Raw genomic sequence first — 22585 nt, forward strand, 5'->3', positions numbered from 1 at the left:
AATTATCTCATTTTCAAATCTTCAAATTTATTTACCAATCATCTTCTTAATCGCATTCAATTTCATTAAGGCTTCAATCGGTGTTAAAGTATTGATGTCAATTTTCGTAAGTTCTTCTCTGATGTTTTCCAAAACAGGATCATCGAGTTGGAAGAAAGAAAGTTGAAGGTTTTCTTCGGTTACCCGTTTTATTTTTTCGGTAGAACCACTGTTGGAACGAGAATTTTCCAAAGTTTTCAGAATTTCAGAAGCTCTGTTTACTACTTTTGAAGGCATTCCTGCCAATTTTGCCACGTGAATCCCGAAACTGTGTTCACTGCCACCAGAAACCAGTTTTCGGAGAAAAATAATATTGCCTTTATTCTCCTGAATGGTCACGTGGAAATTTTTAATTCTCTCAAAATTTACACTCATTTCATTGAGTTCGTGGTAGTGCGTGGCGAAAAGGGTTTTCGGTTGAGTAGAATGTTGGTGAAGATATTCTGCAATCGCCCAAGCGATGGAAACCCCGTCATAAGTAGAAGTACCACGTCCGATTTCATCAAGTAAAATCAAACTTCTCTCCGAAATATTATTCAAAATATTCGCCGCTTCGTTCATTTCTACCATAAAAGTAGATTCCCCCGCAGAAATATTATCGGTAGCGCCAACTCTGGTAAAAATTTTGTCTAAAATACCGATTTCGGCATGTTTTGCAGGAACAAAACTTCCAATTTGTGCCAGCAAACAAATAATTGCAGTTTGTCTCAAAATTGCAGATTTACCCGCCATATTTGGTCCGGTTACCATAATGATTTGTTGAGAATCTTTATCTAGAAAAACATCATTCGGAATGTATTTTTCACCTAAAGGAAGCGATTTTTCTATAATTGGATGCCTTCCTTCTTTGATGTCAATCGCAAAAGTTTCGTTGAGAATGGGTTTTGTATAATTTTCGGAAATCGCCAATTCAGAAAGCGAAACCGCACAATCTAATTCAGCAATTAATCTAGAATTTTCCTGAATTTGGTCAATATACATCATCACATTTTCACAAACCTGACGATACAATTGGTGCTCAATCTGCGAAATTTTTTCTTCTGCACCGAGAATTTGCGTTTCGTATTCCTTTAATTCTTCGGTAATGTAGCGCTCTGCATTTACCAACGTTTGTTTACGAATCCAATCTTCTGGAACTTTGTCTTTATGTGTATTTCTAACCTCGATGTAGTAACCAAAAACATTATTAAAATCAATTTTCAAGGAAGAAATTCCCGTTCTTTCGATTTCTCTTTGGCACATTTCGTCTAAGAAACCTTTGCCTTTGTTTTGAAGATTTCTCAATCTATCGAGTTCTTCCGAAACTTCGGATTTGATCACATTTCCTTTGTTGAGGTTTACCGGAAGTTCTTCATTCAAATGATTTTGAAGATAAGAAATGAGTTCTTCCAAATTGTTCAGAGGTTCTAGCCAAGCTAAAACATCGTGATGAGAACTCAATAATTCTCTAATTTTCTGAATATTGATTAAACTCTGACGAAGATAACCGAGTTCTTTCGGTGAAATTTTTTCGGCAGCCAATTTTCCAACCAATCGGTCTAAATCTGAAATTCCTTTTAATAAATCCAGAATTTCAAATTTCAAAGAATCTTCTTTGTTGAAAAACTCAATCAGAGAAAGTCTTCGGTTGATTTCGTTTACTGATTTTAAAGGTAAAATTAATCTTCGGCGAAGCAATCTTCCTCCCATTGCTGTGGAAGTTTTATCGATAATATCGAGCAAAGATTTCCCTTGAAAATTACTAGAATGTACAATTTCTAAATTCCTTAAAGTGAAATTATCCATCATCAAATAATCATCTTGCGGAATGCTCTGAATTTTAGTAATATGCTGTAAAAGAGCGTGATGTGTATCTTCAACTAAATAAGCGAAAATTGCTCCAGCTGCTGTAATCCCCAATTTTTGTTCTTCAATCCCGAAACCTTTTAGAGATTTTGTTTTGAAATGGGAATTCAGTTTTTCGTAAGCAAAATTATATTGATAAGCCCAATCTTCTAGCTTAAAACAGTTTTTATTTTTAAGTTGAGAAGGAATTTCGGCGGTTCTTTGGTAAATAATTTCAGCAGGATCAAAAGTGTGAACAATGTGCAGTAATTTCTCTAAATTTCCTTCTGCAACTAGAAATTCACCCGTAGAAACGTCTACTAGCGCAATCCCAAATTTCTCTTTTTCCTTGTGTAGAGAAAGCAAGAAATTATTTTTTTTGGAATTGAGAACTTGTTCGTTAAACGTAACACCCGGAGTTACCAATTCTGTAACGCCACGTTTCACGATACCTTTCACCATTTTTGGGTCTTCCAATTGGTCGCAAATCGCAACACGCATTCCGGCTCTTACCAATTTTGGCAAGTAAGAATCTACAGAATGATGCGGAAAACCTGCTAACTCAATATGACCTTCTCCATTGGCTCTTTTGGTAAGAACTATCCCTAAAATTTGTGAAGTTTTAATGGCATCTTGCCCGAAAGTCTCATAGAAATCTCCCACTCTGAAAAGCAATAGCGCATCTGGATATTTCGCCTTGATGGTATTGTACTGAGTCATTAACGGAGTTTCTTTTTTTGCCATATGATTTGTTCTTTAACGCAGAGGCGCAATTAATCATTATTAATTTTGAGTTGTTTTCTAAAATCAATATTTAGATGATATTGTTCTTCAATTTGAATAATTTTTTTTGAAGCATTTTCTATATTTTTTCCTTCTTTCGTCCACAAATAAGGAAAAAAATTATAAACTTCATCTCCATTTAATTTCGAGATATCATTTTCCCAGTTTTTCCAGCGATAATCTTGATAAAAGCCTTTTAAATTTCCATTAAAACAAAAATTTAGAAAGTCTGAATATGTCAAATCAAGTGGTTCAAATTCTAAAGTATCAGGCGCAAAATAATAAACTTTTCCTAAATCTTTTCCAAATTCCCCATTATTTAGAACATAAAAACCGCCAATTACATCATCTGCAATTAAAAAGAAAGATGTTGGCTCTCCATATTTCTCAAAAGATTTTCCTTTATTCCACTCTGGTAATGATCTTTTTATTTTTTCATTTCCAGAACCTAATATTCTTATCCATCCATTATCAATTAAGATTCCACCAGTCATATAAACAATTGCTCCCATCGGAGAACGGGTTGTAACTTGTGTTTTATAAAGAGCATCTTTTGCTTGTTCAATGTTTGAAATCGGTAAAATTTCAACTTTATTTTTAGAATTAACAATCCATTCTTTTACAAGTGACCAAGATGAATCTTCAGTGTTTATAAGTTCATTAATGGGACGCATTTTAATTTGACCAAAAGTTATTATTGGAAAAAAAAGTAAGATTAAAATTCTAAAATATTTTATCATTCTAAAAAACTTCACAAAAAATTGAAAAAAAAATCTAAAAAATTAGTGTTCTTTGTGCAAAATCTTTGTGTGCTTTGTGTTTAAAAATTAATTTTGCCCAAAAATACGAAAATGCAACCTACCAAAAAACTGAAATTAGAAGAATTAGGAAGAATAGATGTAGAAACCTTCAAAAAGACGGAGAAAATTCCGTTGTTGGTGGTTTTAGATAATGTAAGAAGTATGCATAATGTAGGTGCGGCTTTCCGAACTGCAGATGCTTTTTTGGTGGAGAAAATTATTCTTTGTGGCATTACTCCGAAACCGCCTCACAGAGAAATTCACAAAGCAGCATTAGGCGCAACTGAAAGTGTAGATTGGCAATTTTATGAGAATGTAAAAGAAGCTGTAATAGATTTAAAAACTCTGGGTTACGAAGTTTTAGGAATAGAACAGACCACTAACTCTGTGATGATTACAGATTTTAACATTGATAGAACTAAAAAATATGCTTTGGTTTTAGGCAATGAAGTAGACGGAATTTCTGATGAAATTTTATCCGATTTAGATGAATGTCTAGAAATTCCACAGTTGGGAACTAAACATTCTCTAAATGTTTCGGTTTGCGGTGGAATCGTGATGTGGGAATTTTTTAAAGGTCTAAAGTAGAATTGAAAAGGCGCGAGCGAAGCGAGCGTTGATTGTTTTCAAAATTAAAAAAATAAATCCCGAAAATTTTGGACTGCCCCAAAAAGTTAGACACTTTTTAGGGGCATTTTTTATGGGAAAAAGTAAATATTCAGTAGACTTTAAATTAAAAGCTATAAAGAGATATCACAAAGGGGACATTGGAACAGACGATTTAGGAAAACGCATTGGAGTTTGTGGTTCCTTGGTTCGTAAATGGATAAAATTTTATGAACTTTATGGAGTTTCAGGACTTGTTCGGCTTTCCAATACGCATTACACAAAAGATTTTAAATTAAAGATTTTATCAGTAATTGAGAAAGAGAATTTAAGTTTAAAAGAAGCGTCGAGAAGGTTTAATATTCCTGCGGAGTCCAGTATTCTTAGTTGGCAGCGTAATTACAAAAAAAATGGTATTTTAGGTTTAGAAAACAGACCCAGAGGAAGACCTAAAACCATGAGTAATTACAAGCGAAAAAAAAAGAAAACAGGCAAACCCTTAACAAGGGAGGAAGAACTGTTGGAGAGGATTTATTATTTAGAAGCCGAGAACGCCATTTTAAAAAAGTTAGACGCCTTAATTCAGGAAAGGAAAAATCCAAAGCCATCGAAGAGTTAAGGCAGGACTTTGATTTAGCAGTACTGCTGCATTGTACATCGATGGCAAGAAGCAGTTTTTATTACTATCAAAAACGCTTTCAAATGAAAGATAAATATGCGGAAATAAAAGAAATGATTAAGCAGATTTATCATCGTCACAAAGGAAGGTTGGGCTATAGAAGAATTACTTTGCTTTTGAAAGAAAAAGGAATTTTGATTAATCACAAAACGGTTTTACGACTTATGAAAATATTAGGTTTAAAGAGTATTATCCGAGTGAAGAAATATAAATCTTACAAGGGAGAGCAGGGGAAAATTGCGCCCAATGTTCTACAGAGGGATTTCAAATCGGACACTCCTAATCAGAAATGGGCAACCGATGTTACAGAGTTTAATGTATCGGGTAATAAACTTTACCTATCTCCAATCATCGATTTATTTAATGGTGAAATTGTCAGTTTTGACTTATCTGAAAGACCTGTGTTTAGCCAAATCATCAGAATGCTAAAGAAATCATTCAGAAAAGTAAAATCTACACAAAACATCATTCTACATTCTGATCAAGGTTGGCAATATCAAATGAAACATTACCAAAACTTGTTAAAAGAAAAAGGTATTATTCAAAGTATGTCCCGAAAAGGAAACTGTTTGGACAATGCGGTGATAGAAAACTTTTTTGGAACGATAAAATCAGAAATGTTTTATACCAGAAAGTTTGGTTCCATTCAGGAACTTAAGATCGAAATAGTGAAGTACATTCACTATTACAACAATGATAGAATAAGACTCAATCTCAAAGGAAAGAGTCCGGTACAGTACCGAACTCTTTCCTTTGAAAATATTGTTTAATTTTGTCTAAACTTTTGGGTGCAGTCTATTTTCGGGATTTTAATTTTATCTTAATGCTTTTCTTAAATGAACTTCTCTATTGATGAGATAAATTATCGCCACTAAATTCCCTATAAAAAGCAAGGGAATAATCCACAATAATTTATTTTTTATCGGATTTTTTGCAATATCTAATAAAACTACAAATATTGATAAAAGCGAACAAACAATTGAAATTGATAGTACTAAATTTGGAGTAAATATTCCAAAACTCCAATGATTTAGTTTCATTAACGTTCCTATAACAGTCAATATTAATCCTAGTATTGATATGGGAAGAATAATATTTTTTGGAATTAATAAATGATGGGTTTTCATCTTGATATTATCTAAACAATTGATCAAAAGTATTTCCTTGGGTTATATCTCCAGAATTATAACCTTTCATGAACCATTCCACACGTTGTTTCGAGCTACCATGAGTAAAAGCTTCTTGGTTTACATAACCTGCGGTTCTTTTTTGAATATTATCATCGCCTACTGCTGCTGCTGCTTCCATAGCGCTCTGAATATCTTGAGGATCAAGAAATTTTTCTCTGTTATCGGTTTGTTTTGCCCATAAACCTGCGTAGAAATCTGCTTGTAATTCTGTAGCAACCGAAGCTCTATTCATTTCACCCTCGGAATATTGTCCGCTTCTGCGCATTTTATCTACTTGTTGAGTAGTTCCTAAAATCGTCTGGATGTGATGCCCAATTTCATGAGCCAAAACATAAGCCACCGTAAATTCTGTAACTCGAGCGCCAAATTTCTGTTGCATTTCACCAAAGAAACTCATATCCATGTAAACCGTTTCATCTGCAGGGCAATAAAAAGGTCCCATTGCAGCTTGTGCAGTTCCGCAGCCAGATTGCGTTACATTTTCGAAGAGTACAATTTTAGGTTCTCTGTATTGCATTCCGTTTTCTGAGAAAATTTTAGTCCAAGTTTGGTTATTTTCTGCAGAAAGCATTCTTACAAATTCTTTTACCTGAAGTTCTTCAGCAGTGAGTTCTCTTTGTTCTGTTTGAGGAGCGTTTCCAACACCGTTACTTAAAATAGCAGAAGGATCACCTCCCAAGAAAAATATAATTGCAGCAATAATTAAGGTTCCTAATCCACCTCCAACTAGCATTCCGCCACCACCAGAACCTCTTCTATCATCTACGTTGTCTGCTCTATCGTTTGTCCATTTCATAATTTTAAAATTTTAGATTTAATGATGGATAAATGTAATAAAAAATTATTTGTCGAGCATTTTATTTTTTAGCCAAAAGCTTGTACTTTGATAATTTGAAATGGTTTGATCTACCAAATCTTTTCTAGGATTGTCTTGTAAAAGATTTTCGGTGTAATAAATGTTAAACTCAGTTGTGGTATTGGTATTAGGTTTTTGAACTAATTGATATTGTTTAATATTTTTAGTAGGAGAAATCACCGTAAGGTAATTGTCTTTTACGAATCCTAAATCCTGATACGTTGCAATATACGCTCTAGGAACGAAATTTTTAGAGAAAACATCTTGACCTAAAAATTTAGATTGATATTTGAAGTTCAATAATCCCAAAACGGTAGGCATTACATCTATCTGAGAAGTAACTTGTGAGAATTTCTGTGGCGCCACAAATTCTGGTGAATAAATCATCGCCGGAATTCTATATTTATCCATTGGAAGTTCTGTTTTACCAGCACTAGATGAACAATGGTCTGCTACAATCACGAAAACGGTATTTTTGAACCAAGGCTGTTTTTGAGCCATTTCAAAAAATTTCATGATAGAATAATCGGTGTATTTTACGCCACCTTTTCTAGATTTAGAATCTGCAGGAATGTCTATTTTTCCTTCTGGATAAGTAAAAGGTCTGTGGTTAGAAACCGTCATCCAATGATGGAAGAAAGGTTTACCAGCTTTATAATCTTTGTTCATTTCGCTGATGGCTTTTTTGGCCATATCTTCGTCACAAACTCCCCAAACATTGGCAAAAGTGATTTCTTCTGGCGTGAAATTATCTCTATCTACAATTTCGTAGCCGTTTCCTCCGTAGAAATCTTTCATATTGTCAAAATAGCTGTAACCACCGTATAAATATTTTACGCTGTAACCTTTTGACTTAAATACGCTTCCTGTGGTAAATTTATTTTTGTTTTCTTTTTCTCTTTTAATTACACTTTCTCCAGCAGTTGGCGGAATACAAAGCGTTAATGCTTCTAAACCTCTTACCGTTCTGTTTCCTGTGGCGTATAAATTGGTGAAAAATAAACTTTTTTGTGCCAATTGGTCTAAGAAAGGAGTTACACTTTCTTCGTAACCGTAAGCTTTCATGTAAGCTGCGGACAAACTTTCTATAGAAATGAGAACTACATTTTTTTGTAATTCTGGTTTATCAGAAGTGATAGTTCTGCTTAAAGTGGTGGTTCCTAAAGGAAGCAGAGTGTTTTTTTCTGCAGCTTTTTGGTCAACAGTAGGATAGAAGGTGAAAAAATCTAATGTATTATTGCTAAACGCTTCGTAGAATTTTACCATTCCGTTGGCTGCGATTTCTTGTTGGAAAATGTTTCCTTTTTTAAGGTTAATTTTCTCTGCAAAGCTTAAACTAATTCCCAATAAAACAGCAAAAACACCTAATAAAGTAAGTTTTTGAACCAAATTAGGTAATTGTAGAAGGCTGTCTTTAGTTTTTTTATAAATCCACCAAGTTGCCAATCCGGTTACTACGAAAATAGCAGTAAACAAAGGAATGATAGGATAACTTTCCATGATGTTTCCTATAACTTCGGTGGTGTAAATAAGATAATCTACCGCGATAAAATTATAACGAACCCCAAATTCATTGTAGAAAAAATATTCTGAAACGGCATTGAAAATAATCAATAACACGTACAAAAATAGTGTGGTAAAGTATAAACTGTTTCTGATTTTGAGCCTTTGTTTTGGTAAAAACAGCATCAGTGCAAAAAATAAAATTTTAAGTCCCAAAAATGCTAAAACAATTTTTACTACGCCACCTCCATATTGTTTGAAAATATTATTCGGGGTAGCCAAAATGTATATAAAAGCAAGAACCAGAACTCCTAGGATGATTTGTCCGTAAGGGTTTTGATATTTACCGTTTGACAGGAATAAAAAATAAAGTGCTAAAAAGCTACTGGCAATTGTAAATACCAAAATGTCATTCACTAATCCTAGTGAAGTAACCTTCAGTACTTCTGCAAAAGAAAAATCTGCAGTGGTAATCGGATGGAATACAAATACTAACCTTAATAAAAAGGAAACGATAAGGTAAAAAATTCCTAAATAGAGAAAAGGTTTTACTTTTTGAAGATACATTTTAATGCAATTTTGAGATTTGGGTGTAGAATTTGATTATTTATTCAAATTTCTTCTGAATTCAATCATTCTAAGAGCAGTAACCGCCGCTTCTACGCCTTTGTTTCCTAGGTTTCCTCCACTTCTTGCTAAAGATTGTTCCTTATTGTCATCTGTCAAAACACAGAAAATAGCCGGAACATCCGTCATTACATTACAATCTTTAATTCCTTGAGCTACAGCGCTGCAAACGTAATCAAAATGTGGAGTTTCTCCTCTAATTACATTTCCGATGGCAATTACTGCATCATGGTTTTCTGCGGCACACAATTGCATGCAAGCGTAGCTTAGCTCAAATGCACCAGGAACAGAAAAAATTTCTATATTTTCTTTTTTTACGCCTTCTTTTTCTAGAATTTGTATCGCTGCATCGCGAAGGTTATAGGTTACAAAATCATTCCAATCTGAAACAACAATGCCGATTCTAAAAGAATCAGCATTTGAGATTTGTAATGGTTTGTAATCCGAAAGATTTACAGTTGCCATTTTATATTTTTAAAAGTTTTTTACCATTTCTATATAAGCATCAGAAGTGCCGCCGTCATAATCTGCATATTTTTCTTCGATGGTTTCGAAGTATTTTTTAGCTTCAGCGTTTTTCTTCATTGCAAGTGCTAGTAAACCAGCTTTTCTTGTAAAGTAATAAGAAGTGTAAGCATCATCAGAAGCAGAAGCAGCTTTGTCTAAAAGAGAAAGTGCATCTTCATTTTTGTTAAGATTTGCTTGAGCATCTCCCATTGCTCCATATTTTAGAGCCATTAAGATTTTATTATCAGAAGAAAACTTGTCTAATAAATCATAAGCTTCTTGGTATTTGCCTTCTTTGAATTTTAATAAACCTGCATTGTAAGCAGAAAGTTTACCAGCATCAGTACCAGGAAATTGTTCATAAGTACCTTTGAATCCTGGATTTGCAGCAGATTTTCCACCTAGTGCGATATCATCTTTCCCTTCAGAAAGGTTTTTTTGAGCAGCCAGATAGCTCAGTGTAGCTTCTTCGTTTTTAGGATTTGCGATGAATTGCTGATAAGCAAAGTATCCTAAAACCGCTAATACTACAGCACCGAAAATAATCCCGATTTGTTTAGCGTATTTTTCAATGAACATCTCTGTTTTGAGCGCGGTTTGGTCTAAATCTTGAAAAATTTCTACCGTTTCTTTTCCTTCGTTCTCTAGCTCTTTTTTGCTTTTATGCTTGTCTGTCATAATTTTGAAATTGAAATGCAAAAATAATAGTTTCTATTGTGATATACAATATTTATTTTCAGTGGTTTTCAGTTAAGGTTTTTATGAGAAATATTTGTCTTATTGAGGATACATGTTTTGTAGGTTTTCAATCTGATGAGGTTGCCCAAGAATGAAAATACAACTATTCGGTTCTATGAGTTTACTTTCGTCAGGATTGATGATGTATTCGCCGTGAACGTCTTTGTAGCCTACAATTTTACATCCTGTTTTTGGGAAAATTTTAAGTTCTTCTAATTTTTTGCCGATAAATTCTTTGGAAAGTTTATCCGTATAAATTTCTAAAACGTTAATTTTTTTGGTGCCTTCCAACACAATATTGTCAATAAATTCTACCAAATCTGGCGTAATAAGAAGAGAAGCCATGTGTTCGCCGCCAATTTTATCAGGCATAATTACATTTTCGGCGCCTGCAGTTTTCAATTTTTTGATGGTACTGCTGTTAGAAGCTCTGCTGATGACTTTAATTTTTGGATTTAATTCTTTGGAACTGATTACAATAAAAAGATTATCTGCATCAGATGGTAAACTAGCGATGATTCCATTTGCCTTTTCTACTCCAGCTTTGATCAAGATTTCATCTTCTACTGCATTTCCGTGGATAAAAATAGTGTTGCGGAACTCATCATCTCTATTTTCTAGCGGTTTTTTGTCAATAATAACAAAAGGTTTTTTGTGGAGAATAAGTTTTCTGGCGGCTTGTCTGCCATTTCTCCCGAAACCACAAATGATGATGTGATTTTCTAAATTTTTCATATTGCGTTTGATGAGATTTTGTTTGTATTCTTTGGAGAAATTTCCGTTAAAAAATTCTAATGAAAGCGCTGTTAAACCATAAAGCACAGCTCCCACACCGAAAAGCATTAAAAAAATAGTAATGATTTTTCCTAAATCTGAGAAATTATCAGGCACTCCAAAACCTACGGTAGTAAGCGTCATAATACTGTACCAAACCGCGTCCAGAAATCTCATTTCTTCGGAATACATAAGTGCTAATGCTCCCAATAAGACAAAAATGAGTATGGAGACTACTAAAATTAAAATTCTTTTATATAATGCGGAAAATCTATTCATTGTCAATGAATTCTTGTATAAATTTACAAAAAAAATAGCGTAGATATTGCTTACTTTTGAAAAAAATCATTTGATATGCCTTATCATAAACTTAAAAGAACATTAGCATTACCAAGAGAAGAAGAAGAGCGTTTTACTTTTGCAGAAATAGAAGAAGGTGTTTATTTCCGTGGGCATAACTTGTGGTTACTTGTTTTGTCTATGGCGATTGCAAGTATTGGTCTTAATATCAATTCTCCTGCTGCAGTAATTGGTGCGATGCTTATATCTCCATTAATGGGATGAGTGGTAGGACTTTCTTTTGGTTTGTCCATTCACAATAAAAATTTGGTAAAACTTAGTCTTTATAACTGGGCGATAATGATTGTTACCAGTTTGGTAGCTTCTACTATTTATTTTTTATTATCACCATTTCATCAAGAGACGTCACAATTAGCAGCGTTTAAAGAAGCTACTATTTTCGATTGTATGTTAGCGCTTTTTGGTGGTTTTGCATGGTTTTTAGGAATCATCAGAAAGGAAGCCATCAAAGTAATTGCAGGAGTTGCAGTAGCCACGGCTTGTATTCCTCCATTGTGTACGGCTGGTTATGGAATTGCAAATTTGAATTGGGATTTTTTCTTTGGCGGGATGTATTATTATCTCATTAATTGTTTTTTCATAGGAGTGGGAACTTGGATTTTGAGTATTGTTTTGGGATATCAAAAATATTATCTCGAAAAAGTGGAAAAAAGAAATAAAAAAGATATTCTAATCATTACCATTATCTCTTTATTGGTGCTGTTTCCAAGTATTTTATTGACTCAGAAAAAGTGGAACGCCGAAAAATTGAAATCAGATGCCGAAAAATATATTGATACCATTCAAAAACAAAACCCTGAATTGGCTATTGTAAATTATAAAGCGGAAGAAGAAAATGGTGAAAAATTTCTAGACATTACCATTCTCAATGATCAAAATTTTATAGATTCTCAGAAATTAGACGCAGCAGATTTGCTCAATAAAGAAATTAAATTGAGATGGCATTATGCGCCGAATTCTAAGGCTACAGAAATAAATTATCTTCAGCAACAGATTAATGAGCTGAAGAAAGAATTAGAAAAAACAAAATCTAAAAATTAGTAGTTCAGAATACTGTAGACTTCAGCGTCAAACTGTTTCAGTTTATCTTCGCCGTGTAGATCTTTAAGACCAATTAAAAAACTAAATTGCGTCACTTTTGCGCCTTGTTTTTCAACCAATTTAGCAGCAGCTTCAGTTGTGCCACCTGTTGCTAATAAATCATCATGAATCAAAACTCTTTGATTTGGTTGAATTTGGTTCGTGCGCATTTCTATTTCGGCAGTTCCGTATTCTAAATCATATTTTTCTGAAATAAATGGAGGAGGAAGTTTTCCTTTTTTTCTAATTAAAATAAATGGAACTTCTAGGGCAACAGCAATTGCAATTCCGAAGAGATAGCCTCTGCTTTCTATTCCGCACACTGCATCAACTTTTCCTCTGCTGAATTCTACTAAATCTGCAATTACGTCTTCGTATAATTTAGGATTTAAGAAAATGGGCGTAATGTCTTTGAATTGTATTCCTTCGATTGGGAAATCTGGAATATTCTGAATTGTGCTTTCTAATCTAGCGATTAAATCTTGCGTTGCCATTTTATGGGATTTTAATTTATTTTTTTTGAGAAGAATTGATTTTATAGCTGGTGATTTTCCAGCCTGTTTCTGTCGCTTTTAATCCATAAGAAACATCAAGTGAAGTTGCGTTTCCTGCTTTATCTGTTACCGTATACGTTGCATTTACACTTGCAGTGTTATTGGCATTCGCTTTAGTAGAAACGTTGGTTACATCTACACTTTTTACCGTTCCAAAACCAGACGTAGGATTGGCAAATGTTTCATAAGAACCCCAATTCGGGTTTTCTGACTGACTGTAAGCTGCTTTTAAGTTCTGACTGTTTAAGTTGCTTAAGAAATTCACAACGGTATTTTTTGGATCTCCAATTACTTTTGGAGAATCTGTTCCCGTAGCATTTTCTTCTGGAGTTCCTTCAAGATTTTCTGGATTTTCAGAGCTTTGAGGCATCAAAAGAGCGTTAGGATTTACATCTACACCCATTTTGGTCATTTGAATGGTTTTCTTAGAAGTTTTTACAGTAACTTTTATGTCAATTTTATTGTCTATTACTTTCTCTTGAGGAAGAGAAGAAAATCTCATATAAAACCCTTTGAATTGATTGTTTTGCATTAAATTTTTAGAAGTCAAAAGTTTTACACCTTGGCTAGAAACTTCTAAAGTGGTTTCTAAGGCTGCATTTTCGAAATCTACTTTATTTCCTGCTGCGTCTAATAATCTTGGAACGATTTGTAAAGCTTTTGGTCCTAAAACACTATCTACAGAAACTTCACTGATTGTAATTTGCAAAGAATTTGCGGCAATATCATTTACATCTGTTTCAGACGGCATGATATTTTGGAAGATATTCATTTCACCTAATGAAGGAGGAGCTGTACTTGCCCAGTTGATTCCGTTTTCTTGTGCTACTTTGTCTGCCATTGCAAAGATTTCTGGCACTTTTTTTCCTTCTAGAAGTTTGCCAAGAGCTTTTAACTCTTCGATATCGCCTTCTGCATCTACCCCAAAGGTTTTTAGAATATAAAGGGCTTCATTAAACTTAATTTGTTTAATAGTGGGAAGCGAAGAAGACATGTCATTGATACTTTCTTGGAAGGCTTTTGTACTGCTTGCGTCTACTGCATCTTTTTTACAACCAATTAAAAAAAGCAATGAAAATATGCTTAGAAAAAGGAAACGTTTCATAAAATGAATATTTATATACAAAAATAAAAAAATCCCAACAATAAGTTGGGATTTATATGATGTTTCTTTCTGAAATTAGAAAGGATATTCAAAAATCTTAGATTCTTTTACTAGAGGATTTCCTTCAGGAATCAATTTAAGTTTAGATAATGCAGACATTACTACTAAAACGAATAAACCTACCATGAATAAGAATGCACCAACTACTAATAAGAATGTGTATGCATTATTCCAGAAAGGTCCTACTGTTCCTGGCATTACCATGTTGAAGAAATCTAACCAGTGACCTAGAATTACTAGAACAGCCATTGTAGTTACTACTTTGTAATTTCTCTTTATGCTAGAACTTACTAACACCAATAGTGGTATTAAGAAGTTGATGATAAGCATTGGTAAGAATGTGTACTTGTAGTAAGCAAATCTATCGAAGAAATATCTTACTTCTTCTGGGATGTTTGCATACCAGTAAAGCATGAATTGGTCAAAGAATAAATAAGTCCATAACATTGAAGTAGCAAATAAGAATTTAGCTAAATCATGTAGGTGGTTATCATTAAACTGTGGTAAAACTCCTTTTTTCTTTAAGTAAACTGCAACAATAATGATTACTGCAACAGCACTAGATAAAGTAGATACCATAGAATACCAAATATAAAGAGTAGAATACCAGTGAGGGTCAATAGACATTAAGAAATCCCAAGCCCAAGCTGCAGAAGCAAATCCGAAGAATGCTATGTAACCTACGCTCCAGTTGTATAATGCTTTGTAATCTTTTCTATCTTTAGTTTCGTCTAATCTCTTAGAAACTTTTTTAATTTTCCAAACGAAGAACCAAGAACCAATTACATAGATAAGGATTCTCACTACATAGAAAGGAATATTTAAAAATTTAGATTTTTCGTAAAGGATGACATCAAAGTTTGGAGAATTAGGATCGATTAAGTCTTTATCCATCCAGTGATATAAGTGAGCAATGCCACCTACATTTAATAAGGTTAAGATTAATAAAACAATCCCACCTACTGGAATGAATGAAGCTACCGCTTCCATTACTCTTGTTACAATTACAGACCAACCAGCGTGAGCTGCATGCTGAATTGATAAAAAGAATAAAGCACAAGCAGAAATTCCGAAGAATAACATAGCAGCAGTTAATAAAGCCGAGAACGGTGTATTATGAATCTGATGCGTTGCATGTTCTAAGTGTGCAGCATTATCTTGAGGTCCTACTAATTCTGAAGAGTTCATTGGGGTATGATGTTCTGTACCATGGTGTACATTATCCATCATTGTCTGAATTGCAGACTCATTTAACCCATGATTTAATAGGTAGCCAATACCGAATAGTACCAATCCAACAACTATCAGTATAATAGAATACAATTTTAATTTTGGTGAAAAACTATACATTTTTTTCTGTTTTTATTATTTAGTATTGGTTTGAGTTGTAGTTGCATCAGCAGCGGCTACAGGAGCTACAGCATCAGCTTTGAAAGCGCTCATTACATACATTGCTACTCTCCATCTATCAGCAGGAGCTAATTGACCAGCGTAAGATCCCATCAAGTTTCTTCCGTTTACAATTACATAATGAGTAGTTCCTACTGTAATCTGTCTGTCTTTGAAAGCTGGAACACCAGAATATGCACCACTTTGTACAATTGGACCTTGTCCATCACCAGCCACACCGTGACAAGCTGCGCAAGTCATTTCGTATAATTTTTTACCTCTTGCTAAGTCCTTTTCTTTATTTTTAGGATCTAGAGGAGAAACAGTAACACTTTTTGACTCTTCATAAAATGCAGTATATTCTTCTACATTTTTAGGAGTTTTATCTTCTGGTAAAATTCCTTCCTTGTCTTGAGGAACCGTACCTTCTACAGGAGAAAGTAGAGTAGAACCGTAGTTATTTACAAAAGCCGGGATTTCGTTTTCTTTGCTTACATAATGTCCATCTGCTTTACTAGCAGTTTTAATCATTGGATCATAAGCAATAGGGAAATACATATCCGGGAAAAAAACTAATGGCGGATTATCTTTTGGTCCACAAGAATTCAGCGCGATAACTGAGATTCCCAAGATGGTTGTTATTTTTAAAATATTTTTCATATTACGCATCTTTTACAGTTATTTCTTCTACACCTGTTTCAATCAGCATCTGTTTAATGGTTTCTACATCGTCAGACACAAACTCCATCATAAACTTATCATCCGTAGTTCTAGGATCTGGATTCTGAGGAGCAGCTCCAGGATACATTTTATTTCTTACTAAGAAAGTAAGAGACATCATGTGTGCAGCACAGAATACCATTAATTCAAACATTGGAACTACAAAAGCAGGCATGTTATGAGCCCACCAGAAAGCTGGTTTACCACCTATGTTTTGTGGCCAGTCATGATTCATCATGTACCAAGTTGCTAAAGCACCAATGGTAACACCATAAACTGCATAGATAAAAGCTGCGTCTGAAATTCTAGTTTTCTTAAGACCTAAAGCTTTATCTAGTCCGTGAACTGGGAATGGAGTATACACTTCGGTAATTTCAATACCTTTATCTCTGAAAGCTTTAACGCCGTTCATTAAATCGTCGTCATCGCCATAAAGTCCATATATTCTTTTAGTGGTGCTCATCTCCTTCTTTTGCTTTATAAGTTTCACCTGAAATTTTCAAAATAGTCTTCAATTCAGCCTGTGCAATTACAGGGAATGTTCTAGCGTACAATAGGAATAATACTCCGAAGAAACCAATTGTTCCTAAATAAACTCCTACGTCTATAATCGTTGGCTTAAACATCGTCCAAGAACCTGGTAAGTAGTCTCTAGAAAGGTTGATAACAATGATGTCAAATCTTTCAAACCACATACCGATGTTGATGATTAATGCTACGAAGAAAGTCCAAATAATATTTGTTCTTAATTTTTTGAACCAGAAAGAAGCAGGAACAACTAAGTTACAGATAATTAGCGCCCAGAATGCCCACCAGTAAGGACCAGTAGCAGCACCTGGAGATAAATATGTAAAGTCTTCATATCTACTTCCTGAGTACCAACCGATGAAGTATTCTACAGCATAAGCTACTGTTACCATACCACCTGTTACGATGATTACGATATTCATAATTTCGATATGATACATGGTAATATAATCTTCTAAGTGTGCTACTTTTCTAGCAACTAATAGAAGGGTTTGTACCATTGCAAATCCTGAGAAAATCGCACCTGCTACGAAGTAAGGAGGGTAGATGGTAGAGTGCCATCCTTTGATTACTGAAGTTGCGAAGTCAAATGATACAGTAGTGTGTACTGAGAATACAAGTGGTGTTGCTAAACCAGCTAATACAAGAGATAACTCTTCGAATCTTTGCCAGTGTTTTGCTTTACCACCCCAACCGAAGGCTAGGAATGTATAAATCTTTTTAGTCCAAGGAGTTTTTGCTCTATCTCTAATCATCGCAAAGTCTGGGATAAGTCCCATGAACCAGAATACGGTAGATACAGAGAAGTAAGTAGAGATTGCAAATACGTCCCAAAGTAGTGGAGAGTTAAAGTTAGTCCAAAGAGAACCAAATTGGTTTGGTAAAGGGAATACCCAATATCCTACCCAAACTCTACCCATGTGAATTACTGGGAAGATAGCCGCCTGTACAACTGCAAAAATCGTCATCGCTTCTGCAGAACGGTTTACAGACATTCTCCATCTTTGTCTAAATAATAACAATACTGCAGAGATTAAGGTTCCTGCGTGACCAATACCTACCCACCAAACGAAGTTAGTAATATCCCAACCCCAGTTAATGGTTTTGTTTAGTCCCCAAGCTCCGATACCGGTACCAATGGTGTAAGCAATACATCCAAAACCGTATACAAATAGAACTAGAGCTGCCCAAAAAGAAATCCACCAGAGTTTTCCGGCTCTTTCTTCGATAGGTCTTGCAATATCTTCGGTGATATCGTGATAAGTCTTGTGACCAATAATTAGCGGTTCCCTAATAGGGGCTTCGTAATGTCCTGACATTTTTTACCTATTTATATTATTTAAACGTTGTTTTCTTTTCTGTTTCTCACTTTTGTATGGTAGAATACGTTTGGTTTAGTACCCACTTCTTCTAGCAATACATATTTTCTCTTGTCATTGAATAATGCTCTTACTTCTGATGATTTGTCATTCATATCACCGAATTTAAGTGCTCCTGTAGAACAAGCCTGCGAACAAGCTGTTTTAAGTTCTCCATCTTCAATTCTTCTGCCTTCTTTTTTAGCTTCTAGAATTGTAGCTTGAGTCATTTGGATACACATAGAGCATTTTTCCATTACCCCTCTAGTTCTTACTACAACATCTGGATTTAGAACCATTCTTCCTAAATCGTTGTTCATGTTGAAGTCAAACTTATCATTCAAGTTATAAGTAAACCAATTGAATCTTCTTACTTTGTAAGGACAGTTATTTGCACAATATCTTGTACCGATACATCTGTTGTAAGCCATTTGGTTTTGACCTTGCTTACCGTGAGAAGTTGCAGCAACAGGACATACTGTTTCACATGGTGCGTGATTACAGTGCTGACACATTACTGGTTGGAAAATCACATCAGGACTTTCGTTTGGTTCAATTAATATATCATAAAGGTTAGGAACATTTAATCCCTTATCAATCCCTTCTTTTACTTCTATTTTTTCTTTAGCAGAGTAATATCTATCGATTCTTAGCCAAGCCATATCTCTAGACATTCTTACCTCTTCTTTACCTACTACAGGTACGTTGTTTTCTGCTTGACAAGCAATGATACAAGCTCCACAACCGATACATGAGTTAAGGTCTACAGAAAGGTTAAAGTGAGGACCATCAGTATCATCGAAAGCATCCCAAAGATCTACTTTACCCATAGGTAATGTTCCTTGTAATGTTTCCATTGTTAATGGCTTATTCCACTTGTTTACATCTTCGTTTAAGTAAGTATCTAATGTTACTTCTTTAGCGATTTCGTAACGACCCATTAATGTATTTTGAAGCTGTACACCTGCAAATTCGTGATCATCTGCTCCTGATTTTTCAATAGAAACGTTAGATACTACAGTGTTGTAACCATCAAATAAAGGATAAGCGTTTACACCTGTTTCAGCTACTTTACCTGAGTCTTTTTTACCATAACCTAAAGCAAGACCTAATGAACCTTCTGCTTGACCTGGCTGAATGAAAACTGGAACGTTTTCTAATTTCACACCATTTACAGTAAGATTTACCACAGTACCATCTAACTGCATTCTAGCATTTAATTCATTCTCGATACCAAATTCTTTAGCGTCTGCTGGAGAAATAGTAAGGTAGTTATCCCAAGCCATTCTCGTAATTGGATCTGGTAACTCTTGTAACCAAGGATTATTGGCTTGAGTACCGTCTCCCATTGCAGTAGTGGTATATAGTACAAGTTCTAATTTAGAAGCTTTGAATCCTTGTAATTCTGAAACCGCTTTTGCAGCATCTCCACCTGTGTAAGATAGAGTTCCTGTAATGTTTCCTGCATTAAAACCATTATAAAGTGCTTGGTTAAATGAAGTTCCATTAAGAATTGTTGCAGCATTAGCTTTTAAATATTCATAATAGTTAGGAGTAAATCCTTTTCCATTCATCCAAACAAGAAGTGATTCTTCAATTTGTCTAGACTTGAATATTTTTTGGATCGTAGGTTGCATTAATGAATAAGCACCAGTTTGAGGAGCGATATCACCCCAAGATTCTAACCAGTGTGCTGCTGGAATGACTACTTTTGCTGCTTGAGCAATTTCGTTTTTCTTATCAGCTACAGCAACTACAGTTCCTACTTTGCTTAATGATTTTTTGAATTCTGCACCTTTTGCGTGAGAATAGATTGGGTTTACGTTGTTAGCAACTAAAACACCAACTTGACCAGCATTTACCCAAGTTAAAAACTCGTTAAATCTAGCGTTGTCATATTCTTTTAATAGGTTAGCTTTTCCAGTGAAAGCTACAGAACCTAATTTTTGATTGATTAAGTGTGCCAGAACATAAGAAGCTTTAGAACCGTCAGCAAAAACTACCGCTTTGTTTCCTTTAGCTTGTAATTCTTTAGCAATTTCAGAAGCTACTTTATCAGAAGTGCCACCTCCTACGATTGCGTTATAAACTTCTACTAAAGTTTTATTTACAGCAGAAGGTTTTTGCTTAATTCTAGTATCAGCGTTAGCACCAGTAAGAGACATGTTAGATTCTACTTGAATATGTCTAAGCATGTTAGCTCCTGGTTTTCTAGCAGCTGCGTATGATGTTTCTAAGCTATTTGCGTTATAATCTCCTAAGAAATCTGCTTGGAAAGAAACCACTAATTCAGTAGCTGATAAGTCGTAAACTGGTAATGCTCTATTACCGAAAACTTCTTGAGCAGCGTCTAATGCAGCAGCATACGTATAAGCATCGTAAGTTACTAATTCTGCATTAGGATATTTAGCTTTAAACTCTCCGAATAATTTCTTGAATGTAGGAGAAGGATATGAATGAGAAAGAACTACAATTTTCTTGTTTTCAGCTTGAGCCTTAGTTAATGCTTCTAGAACTACAGAATCTACTTTGTCGAAAGTTTCGTCTTTACCGTCTAGTTTTGGTTGTTTAATTTTATCATTATCATATAATGACAATACACTTGCTTGAGCTCTAGCATTTGTTTTACCTAGATCATTTGCAGTTTTATTCGGTTCAATTTTAATTGGTCTACCTTCTCTAGTTTTTACTAAAACACTAGCAAAGTCGAACCCGTCAAAATAGGTAGATGCATAATAATTAGGAATTCCTGGGATAATACTGTGTGGTTTTACCACGTAAGGAATTGTTTTGATTACTGGAGCTTCACAAGCTGCAAGCGTAACCGCCGCAGTAGAGAAGCCTAATAATTTTAAGAAATCCCTTCTAGAAGTCCCAGAATTGTTCATTTTTTCTGCATCACCCAAGAACTCATCTACAGGAATTTCGTTTTGAAATTCTTTTTGAGCCAATTTCGCGTTAAGCGATTGGTCTTTAAGTTCGTGAATACTTCTGAATTGTATTTTATTTGAAGCCATTTATACTTCTAATTTTCTGTTATTAATAATGACATTTACCACACTCTAAACCACCAATAGCGTCTACGGTCATTTTAGTTTCTCCACCGTATTGTTTTTTCAACTTGTCGTGAAGTTTTTGGTAGTATTCTTTGTTATAACCGTTTGTCATGTCTACTTCTGTAGTTCTGTGACAATCAATACACCATCCCATTGTAAAGTTATTTGCCATTTGTACTTTGTCCATTTCTTGAACTTGACCGTGACAAGCTTTACATACTACGTCTACTTTTTTAGCTTTAATGATGGTTTGTTCACCAGCTACCACGTGTTGTGCGTGATTGAAGTATACGAAATCTGGCATATTGTGAATTCTCACCCACTCGATTGGTTTAGTTTTTCCAGTGTAAGACTGTGAACCTTCATCCCAACCAGCAGCTTCGTAGATTTTCTTAATCTCTGCAGTATAGAATTCTCTAGATTTTCCTTCTTCTATGTATTTTCCTTTGTATTCTGAAATACCTTTGTGGCAATTCATACAAACGTTTACAGAAGGAATCTCTGATACTTTACCATACTTAGCACTTGAGTGACATAATTGACAATCGATTTTATTCTCACCAGCGTGAATTTTGTGAGAGAAGTAAATAGGTTGCTCTGGTTGATAACCTTTGTATACACCTACCCACATTAACCAATTCCAAATTCCGTAAAGTGCAAATAGGGCTAATAATCCCATTAATGCTTTACCTAGCGTATTGTACTTCTCGTAGAATTCGCCAATTGAGTTGATTCTTGTAGCGTCTAGAGCAGAAATTTCTCCAGATTTTCTGTGTAAATTTACGAGTTGGGTTAATCTGAAAAGTAACCAAAGAAGTAATCCTCCAACTGCGGCTAAAGAAATTAATAGAGCAGATGAATTATTTTTTTCATCTTGAGCAGCTTTGATGGCTTCTGGTGAATTCACATCAGTTTCTGCTGCAGCAGGCTCTGCTTTTGGCGGATTAGTGGTGTATTCTAGAAGGTCTGCAATATCCTGATCTGTAAGATTTGGAAACGCAGTCATCTCTACTTTGTTGAATTTTTCGAAGACTTCATTCGCATACTTATCGCCAGAAGCTCTAAGTGCTTTGTTATCTCTAATCCATTTTTGGAACCAATCTACACCTAAATTTTGTTCCGTTTTTAATCTGTCTACTACGCCTCCTAAAGCTGGGCCTACCATTTGTTTATCTAGCGCGTGACACGCAGAACAATTGGTCTTAAAAAGGGTTTCTCCTTTCTTAGCGTCACCTTTAAGATCTTGAGCGTAAATAGAAGCACTGGTTGTTAAGAGCAAACTACATGCTAACAACACTCTCTTGTAATGCTTTCTCCAACTAATCATTTAAATAATCTTGGGTTAATACTATTGAGTTTACATTCAATTCCGCAAAAATAATACTTTAACACAATATTAACAGAAGGTTTGCATGTATTTTATCAAATTTTTTTAATTTATAATTGTTC

At 34.6% G+C, this 22585-nt stretch carries 20 protein-coding genes; 4 read left to right on the forward strand and 16 right to left on the reverse strand.

Translation table 11 applies throughout. The features are described from left to right. Positions 1 to 27 precede the first annotated feature (27 nt). Positions 28 to 2607, reverse strand: a complete 2580-nt coding sequence (gene mutS, locus EB819_RS11830) for a DNA mismatch repair protein MutS (RefSeq protein WP_069799660.1) — start codon at positions 2605 to 2607, stop codon at positions 28 to 30. A 29-nt stretch (positions 2608 to 2636) separates the two neighbouring features. Beyond that, a complete protein-coding gene (locus EB819_RS11835) occupies positions 2637 to 3386 on the reverse strand; it encodes a DUF2625 domain-containing protein (RefSeq protein ID WP_245993160.1) in 750 nt (249 codons plus the stop codon). 111 nt (positions 3387 to 3497) lie between these two features. On the opposite strand from EB819_RS11835, the gene EB819_RS11840 reads away from it, so the two are divergent. Next, complete coding sequence (locus tag EB819_RS11840; RefSeq protein ID WP_069799658.1) at positions 3498 to 4034, forward strand: RNA methyltransferase; 537 nt, start codon at positions 3498 to 3500, stop codon at positions 4032 to 4034. A 112-nt stretch (positions 4035 to 4146) separates the two neighbouring features. Next, a protein-coding gene (locus tag EB819_RS11845; protein WP_124878766.1) for an IS3 family transposase occupies positions 4147 to 5501 on the forward strand; the annotation gives its coding sequence in 2 pieces (ribosomal slippage) (positions 4147 to 4621 and positions 4621 to 5501; 1356 coding nt in all). A 45-nt stretch (positions 5502 to 5546) separates the two neighbouring features. Here the strand turns inward: EB819_RS11845 and EB819_RS11850 are convergent. From EB819_RS11850 to EB819_RS11875, 6 genes are all read right to left on the reverse strand, one after another. Then, complete coding sequence (locus EB819_RS11850; protein WP_069799981.1) at positions 5547 to 5858, reverse strand: hypothetical protein; 312 nt, start codon at positions 5856 to 5858, stop codon at positions 5547 to 5549. A 7-nt stretch (positions 5859 to 5865) separates the two neighbouring features. Then, a complete protein-coding gene (gene ypfJ, locus EB819_RS11855; RefSeq protein ID WP_069799983.1) occupies positions 5866 to 6717 on the reverse strand; it encodes a KPN_02809 family neutral zinc metallopeptidase in 852 nt (283 codons plus the stop codon). Between the two features lie 45 nt (positions 6718 to 6762). Next, positions 6763 to 8847, reverse strand: coding sequence for an LTA synthase family protein (locus tag EB819_RS11860; protein WP_083250195.1), 2085 nt, complete (start codon positions 8845 to 8847; stop codon positions 6763 to 6765). A gap of 36 nt (positions 8848 to 8883) precedes the next feature. After that, positions 8884 to 9372 (reverse strand): 6,7-dimethyl-8-ribityllumazine synthase, encoded by a 489-nt coding sequence (gene ribH / locus EB819_RS11865; RefSeq protein ID WP_069799988.1) that lies wholly within the window; start codon positions 9370 to 9372, stop codon positions 8884 to 8886. A gap of 9 nt (positions 9373 to 9381) precedes the next feature. Beyond that, positions 9382 to 10092, reverse strand: coding sequence for a YfgM family protein (locus EB819_RS11870; protein WP_069799990.1), 711 nt, complete (start codon positions 10090 to 10092; stop codon positions 9382 to 9384). Between the two features lie 99 nt (positions 10093 to 10191). Next, positions 10192 to 11205, reverse strand: coding sequence for a potassium channel family protein (locus EB819_RS11875; protein ID WP_069799993.1), 1014 nt, complete (start codon positions 11203 to 11205; stop codon positions 10192 to 10194). Between the two features lie 75 nt (positions 11206 to 11280). Here EB819_RS11875 and EB819_RS11880 point away from each other — a divergent pair, with 75 nt between their 5' ends. Further along, positions 11281 to 11490: a DUF389 domain-containing protein gene (locus tag EB819_RS11880; protein ID WP_069799995.1), complete on the forward strand. Its 210-nt coding sequence runs from the start codon at positions 11281 to 11283 to the stop codon at positions 11488 to 11490. After that, entirely contained in the window at positions 11491 to 12327 is an 837-nt protein-coding gene (locus EB819_RS11885) for a DUF389 domain-containing protein (RefSeq protein WP_069799997.1), read from the forward strand. Here EB819_RS11885 and EB819_RS11890 read toward each other — a convergent pair. From EB819_RS11890 to EB819_RS11925, 8 genes are all read right to left on the reverse strand, one after another. After that, a complete protein-coding gene (locus tag EB819_RS11890; RefSeq protein ID WP_069799999.1) occupies positions 12324 to 12860 on the reverse strand; it encodes an adenine phosphoribosyltransferase in 537 nt (178 codons plus the stop codon). The genes EB819_RS11885 and EB819_RS11890 overlap by 4 nt on opposite strands. Positions 12861 to 12876: 16 nt before the next feature. After that, complete coding sequence (locus EB819_RS11895) at positions 12877 to 14025, reverse strand: DUF6694 family lipoprotein (protein ID WP_069800001.1); 1149 nt, start codon at positions 14023 to 14025, stop codon at positions 12877 to 12879. A 75-nt stretch (positions 14026 to 14100) separates the two neighbouring features. After that, positions 14101 to 15435: a quinol:cytochrome C oxidoreductase gene (locus EB819_RS11900; RefSeq protein WP_069800003.1), complete on the reverse strand. Its 1335-nt coding sequence runs from the start codon at positions 15433 to 15435 to the stop codon at positions 14101 to 14103. A gap of 15 nt (positions 15436 to 15450) precedes the next feature. Next, a complete protein-coding gene (locus EB819_RS11905) occupies positions 15451 to 16143 on the reverse strand; it encodes a c-type cytochrome (protein WP_069800005.1) in 693 nt (230 codons plus the stop codon). Further along, the gene (locus tag EB819_RS11910) at positions 16136 to 16657 is read right to left on the reverse strand and encodes a DUF3341 domain-containing protein (protein WP_069800008.1); all 522 of its coding nucleotides are present in this window, start codon (positions 16655 to 16657) and stop codon (positions 16136 to 16138) included. Before EB819_RS11910 ends, EB819_RS11905 begins: the two co-directional genes overlap by 8 nt. Beyond that, positions 16644 to 18041 carry an NrfD/PsrC family molybdoenzyme membrane anchor subunit gene (gene nrfD / locus EB819_RS11915; RefSeq protein ID WP_069800010.1) on the reverse strand — a complete coding sequence of 466 codons (1398 nt, stop codon included), beginning with the start codon at positions 18039 to 18041 and terminating at the stop codon, positions 16644 to 16646. Before nrfD ends, EB819_RS11910 begins: the two co-directional genes overlap by 14 nt. Before the next feature lie 20 nt (positions 18042 to 18061). Continuing rightward, positions 18062 to 21097 carry a TAT-variant-translocated molybdopterin oxidoreductase gene (locus tag EB819_RS11920; protein WP_069800012.1) on the reverse strand — a complete coding sequence of 1012 codons (3036 nt, stop codon included), beginning with the start codon at positions 21095 to 21097 and terminating at the stop codon, positions 18062 to 18064. A gap of 22 nt (positions 21098 to 21119) precedes the next feature. Then, positions 21120 to 22463 carry a c-type cytochrome gene (locus EB819_RS11925; RefSeq protein WP_069800014.1) on the reverse strand — a complete coding sequence of 448 codons (1344 nt, stop codon included), beginning with the start codon at positions 22461 to 22463 and terminating at the stop codon, positions 21120 to 21122. Positions 22464 to 22585 lie beyond the last annotated feature (122 nt).

Origin of the sequence: Cloacibacterium normanense, assembly GCF_003860565.1 — a bacterium.
Taxonomy (GTDB): domain Bacteria; phylum Bacteroidota; class Bacteroidia; order Flavobacteriales; family Weeksellaceae; genus Cloacibacterium; species Cloacibacterium normanense.